We start from the raw sequence: 4,427 nt of genomic DNA on the forward strand, positions 1-4,427 counted from the left end.
GAACTGCACTCCGCGCCCCACCCGGCGCAGCAGCGGCACACCCACATCGCGCTCCAGCGCGCTCAGCTGCTGCGACACCGAGGCCTTGCTGTAGGAGAGGGCGTCGGCGACGGCCGACAGCGTTCCGCGGCGCGAGAGCTCCACCAGCATCCGGAGTCGGTTCACATCCAGCACGGCGGCGTCCTTCGTTCAGCTTGAGTGAACAGAATCCACGCAAATCGGTTGATAGACGGAGCCTACCGAGCCGCAGGACAATGATCCAGCCCGCACACGAAATCCCGGTGTGCGCTCTCTTGGAAGGTCCCACCGATGCCTGTCGCCGCCGACACCACCACTCCCCGTACCGAAGACGTCGCCAGCTTCACCTGACCGCCTCGGCGGCTTCGTGGTGGCGTCCCGAGCTGCGGGGAACGGTCTCGCGCATCGGAGCGTTCTGCTACGGCATCCGATCAGCGGAGGGACCGGAACTTGACGGCATCCGCCCGGCCGCGAGCCTCGTCGCGACGGTCGTCGACCTCCACGGGGATCGGGTATCGATCGGGATCGGCAGCTTTGACGGCCTCCCCTCCACACTCTCCGCAAGCCGCGTCGGAACCTCCGGCGGAGTACGGACGCTCGTGTCGGTGGGACACACCTCATCGGTCGTCGAGGGGTGGCCGGGAGCGCGGGTCGGTGACGAGGTCGTCGTGTTCGGCGCTGGTGAGCGCGGAGAGACGTCGGCGACGACTCTCGCCGAGCGCATCGACACCGTGGGAGAAGAGATCCTCACCCGGCTCACGCCGCGCGTGCGCAGAGTCGTCGCCGACTGATCTGCCTCGGCTGACCACGGTCAGCCGAGGGGCGTCAGGATGCGATCAGACCGTCTCTACGAGGCGGGCCGTCTCGTCGTGCCAGCTGGTGGCGATGCTGCGGAGCTTCTCTTCGTACTTGCGACCATGGTGGGCGCAGAACAGGAGCTCGGACCCGTTGACCTCAGCGGCGATGTACGCCTGAGCGCCGCAGGAATCACAACGATCCATGGCTGTCAGGCGGAACTCGACGGTGGAGGTGTCACGTTCGGTCGTTGCGTTCATCTCGGTGCCTCCTCGGGTGTCGGCTTCGCTGGGGGATTTGGTCAATACAACCACGCTCCACCTGTACGCATGCCCGGTTTGCGGCGTGTTTCGCTCAGCGCGTACGCGACCCCCGCCGAGTAGCCTCCCGCGGGGAGTGTCTGCGGAGTCGGGGGAGCTCACGAGATTAGACTCGGAGATTGTGAATGCCGAGTACTCCGCCCATCATCTCCAGGTGCTTGAAGGCCTCGAGGCCGTCCGCAAGCGCCCAGGGATGTACATCGGGTCCAACGGCTCGCCCGGGCTCATGCACTGCCTCTGGGAGATCATCGACAACTCCGTCGACGAGGCGGTCGCCGGCAACGGCACGAAGATCGACATCATCCTGCATGCCGACGGCAGCGTCGAGGTGCACGACCGAGGTCGCGGCATCCCGGTCGATGTGGAACCGCGCACGGGGTTGACCGGTGTCGAGGTGGTCTACACGAAGCTGCACGCCGGCGGCAAGTTCGGTGGGGGATCCTACGCGGCATCCGGTGGTCTGCACGGCGTGGGCGCTTCCGTGGTGAACGCGCTCTCCGAGCGCCTCGACGTCGAGGTCGACCGCGGAGGCAAGACCTATGCGATGTCGTTCCATCGCGGCGAGCCCGGCATCTTCGCGGACTCGGGGGAGAAGCGCCCGGACGCTCCTTTCACACCGTTCCAGGAGAAGAGCGAACTGCGGGTGATCGGCAAGGCGCCCCGCGGCGTGACCGGCACCCGGGTGCGCTACTGGGCCGATCGGCAGATCTTCACCAAGGATGCGGCCTTCCAGCTGTCCGAGCTGGAGACCCGCGCCCGTCAGACCGCCTTCCTGGTGCCGGGGCTCGAGATCGAGGTCGCCGACAAGCGCACGAATCGTCCTGACGCACCGGAGCTCGGCTCCGAGGACGCGGATTCCCCCGGAACCGTGACCTCCTACCTCTATGAAGGCGGTATCTCGGAGTTCGTCGACTACCTCGCCGTCGACCCGCCGATCACCGACAACTGGCGCATCCAGGGTGAGGGAACGTTCAAGGAGACGGTTCCGGTCCTGCAGGCCGACGGACACATGATCGCCACCGAGGTGGAGCGTGTGTGCGCTGTCGACATCGCACTGCGGTGGGGCACGGGCTACGACACCAAGGTGCGCTCCTTCGTCAACATCATCGCGACGCCCAAGGGTGGAACCCATCAGCAGGGCTTCGAGCAAGAGCTCCTCAAGGTGCTCCGCGCGCAGGTCGAGCAGAACGCCCGCCGTCTCAAGGTCGGCAACGACAAGCTCGAGAAGGACGACGTCCTCGCCGGATTGACGGCCGTGCTCACGGTCAACGTGCCCGAACCGCAGTTCGAGGGGCAGACCAAGGAGATCCTCGGCACCCCTGCGGTCCGGCAGATCGTGGCTCAGGTGATCCGCAAGGACCTGACGCAGCGCTTCAGCTCCACCAAGCGCGACGACAAGAACCAGGCGTCCCAGCTGCTGGACAAGGTCGTCTCCGAGATGAAGGCACGCGTCTCGGCGCGTGCGCACAAGGAGACCCAGCGTCGGAAGAACGCACTGGAGTCGTCGACTCTTCCGACGAAGCTCGTCGACTGCCGCACCAACGAGGTCGAGCGCAGCGAGCTCTTCATCGTCGAGGGCGACTCGGCGCTCGGCACCGCCAAGAATGCGCGCAACAGCGAGTTCCAGGCCCTGCTGCCGATTCGAGGGAAGATCCTCAACGTGCAGAAGGCCTCCGTGGGCGACATGCTCTCGAACACCGAGTGCGCATCGATCATCCAGGTCATCGGGGCCGGCTCAGGGCGGACCTTCGACATCGACGCGGCGCGCTACGGCAAGATCATCCTGATGAGCGATGCCGACGTCGACGGTGCCCACATCCGCACCCTGCTGCTCACCCTGTTCTTCCGCTACATGCGACCGCTGATCGAGCACGGCCGCGTGTTCGCCGCCGTACCGCCGTTGCATCGAATCATCGTGATGAACCCCGGATCGAAGCCGAACGAGACGATCTACACCTACAGCGAGCAGGAGATGCACACGCTGCTGGCGAAGCTTCGCAAGGCAGGCAAGCGCTGGCACGAGCCGATCCAGCGCTACAAGGGTCTCGGCGAGATGGATGCCGAGCAGCTGGCGAACACCACCATGGACCGCTCCGGTCGTCTTCTGCGTCGTGTGCGCATGGAGGATGCGGAGGCCGCGGGGCGCGTGTTCGAGCTCCTGATGGGCAACGAGGTCGCTCCGCGTCGTGAGTTCATCATCGACTCTTCCGACCGGCTGTCGCGCGAGTCGATCGACGCGTGAGGAGATCCGGAGGCCGGCGGTGACCCGCAGCCTCCGGATCGCTCAGACGAGTGTGCGGCCGATGCTGCCGATGACGCCGTCGATGGGCTGACCAGAGGCGTCGCGGCGTGCTCCCGCTTCGGGGAGTTTGCGCACGGCACCGGTCGGATCGACCGCCTGCGGAGGGTTCGGGCCCACCCAGGCGACGGTCAACCGGTCCTCACCCTTCAAGAAGGAATGCGCGCGGACGCCACCGGTCGCGCGGCCCTTGGCGGGGTACTCCGCGAACGACGACACCTTGGCCCGGCCGGGGTCGGTACCGGGGAGGATGCTCTCTCCACCCGACACCGTGGCGACGACGGCATCCGCAGACGGATCGACCACGCCGAAGAAGAGCACGGATGCCCCCGAGCCGAGCTTGACTCCCGCCATTCCGCCGGCCGGTGCTCCCTGCGGGCGCACCGCCGAAGCCGGGAAGTGCAGCAGTTGGGCGTCGGTCGTCACGAACACCAGCTCGGCGTCGTCCGGGGCCTCAGCCGCTCCCACGACCGTGTCTCCCGGCTTCATGCCGATGACCTCGAGGTCGGGACGCACAGGCAGGCTCGAGGGAACGATGCGCTTGACCGTGCCCTGCGCCGTGCCGAGTGCGATCGGTGTCTCACTGTCGAAACGCACGAACCCAACCACGCGTTCACCCTTGGTCGTGATGCCGAGGTAGTCGCGCAGCGGGGTGCCGGCGGCGAGCTGCACGGAGGTGGCGGGCACGGACGGGAGGTCGACGGGGGAGAAGCGCACGACGCGGCCGAGGCTGGTGAGTGCTCCGAGTTCGGCTCTGACCGTGGTCTCGACCGTCGTCAGGATCGCGTCGTGCTTGCTGCGCCTGGCGGGGACGGAGAGCTCCTGGCCTTCGCCGAGGTCGACGCGAACCGTGCGACCTGTGGTGGAGTCGACGGGTGAGCCGTTGCGCGACCACGAGCTCATCCACAACTACATTCTCATGGGGTTGAGCCACGCTGAGCAGGTCGATGTCGAATCCCGCTTCTGGGTGCCCATCGAGCGGCACACCGGCGAGG

The 4,427-nt window shown here is 66.8% G+C and carries 5 protein-coding genes; 2 read left to right on the top strand and 3 right to left on the bottom strand.

Annotated features, from left to right (window positions below; genetic code table 11):
- The coding region (locus tag KZA10_RS08475; RefSeq protein WP_218682645.1) for a LysR family transcriptional regulator at window positions 1-174 on the bottom strand (174 nt) is incomplete at its 3' end.
- An 80-nt stretch (window positions 175-254) separates the two neighbouring features.
- Here KZA10_RS08475 and KZA10_RS08480 point away from each other — a divergent pair.
- Window positions 255-809 carry an alanine racemase C-terminal domain-containing protein gene (locus tag KZA10_RS08480; protein ID WP_256934585.1) on the top strand — a complete coding sequence of 185 codons (555 nt, stop codon included), beginning with the start codon at window positions 255-257 and terminating at the stop codon, window positions 807-809.
- 45 nt (window positions 810-854) lie between these two features.
- On the opposite strand, the gene KZA10_RS08485 is transcribed toward KZA10_RS08480, so the two are convergent.
- Window positions 855-1,073: a hypothetical protein gene (locus KZA10_RS08485; RefSeq protein WP_021200689.1), complete on the bottom strand. Its 219-nt coding sequence runs from the start codon at window positions 1,071-1,073 to the stop codon at window positions 855-857.
- Window positions 1,074-1,254: 181 nt separating this feature from the next.
- On the opposite strand from KZA10_RS08485, the gene KZA10_RS08490 reads away from it, so the two are divergent.
- Entirely contained in the window at window positions 1,255-3,375 is a 2,121-nt protein-coding gene (locus KZA10_RS08490; RefSeq protein ID WP_374196561.1) for a type IIA DNA topoisomerase subunit B, read from the top strand.
- Window positions 3,376-3,417: 42 nt separating this feature from the next.
- Here KZA10_RS08490 and KZA10_RS08495 read toward each other — a convergent pair whose 3' ends face one another.
- A complete protein-coding gene (locus tag KZA10_RS08495; protein WP_256934586.1) occupies window positions 3,418-4,335 on the bottom strand; it encodes a DNA gyrase C-terminal beta-propeller domain-containing protein in 918 nt (305 codons plus the stop codon).
- Between the last annotated feature and the right edge of the window lie 92 nt (window positions 4,336-4,427).

The sequence above is a fragment of the Microbacterium sp. BF1 genome (assembly GCF_019279095.1).
GTDB classification, from domain to species: Bacteria; Actinomycetota; Actinomycetes; order Actinomycetales; family Microbacteriaceae; genus Microbacterium; species Microbacterium maritypicum.

Coding starts and splice junctions, on each gene's coding strand:
- KZA10_RS08485 (WP_021200689.1), bottom strand. CDS start 1,073: ATGAACGCAACGACCGAACGTGACACCTCCACCGTCGAGTTCCGCCTG.
- KZA10_RS08480 (WP_256934585.1), top strand. CDS start 255: ATGATCCAGCCCGCACACGAAATCCCGGTGTGCGCTCTCTTGGAAGGT.
- KZA10_RS08495 (WP_256934586.1), bottom strand. CDS start 4,335: ATGAGCTCGTGGTCGCGCAACGGCTCACCCGTCGACTCCACCACAGGT.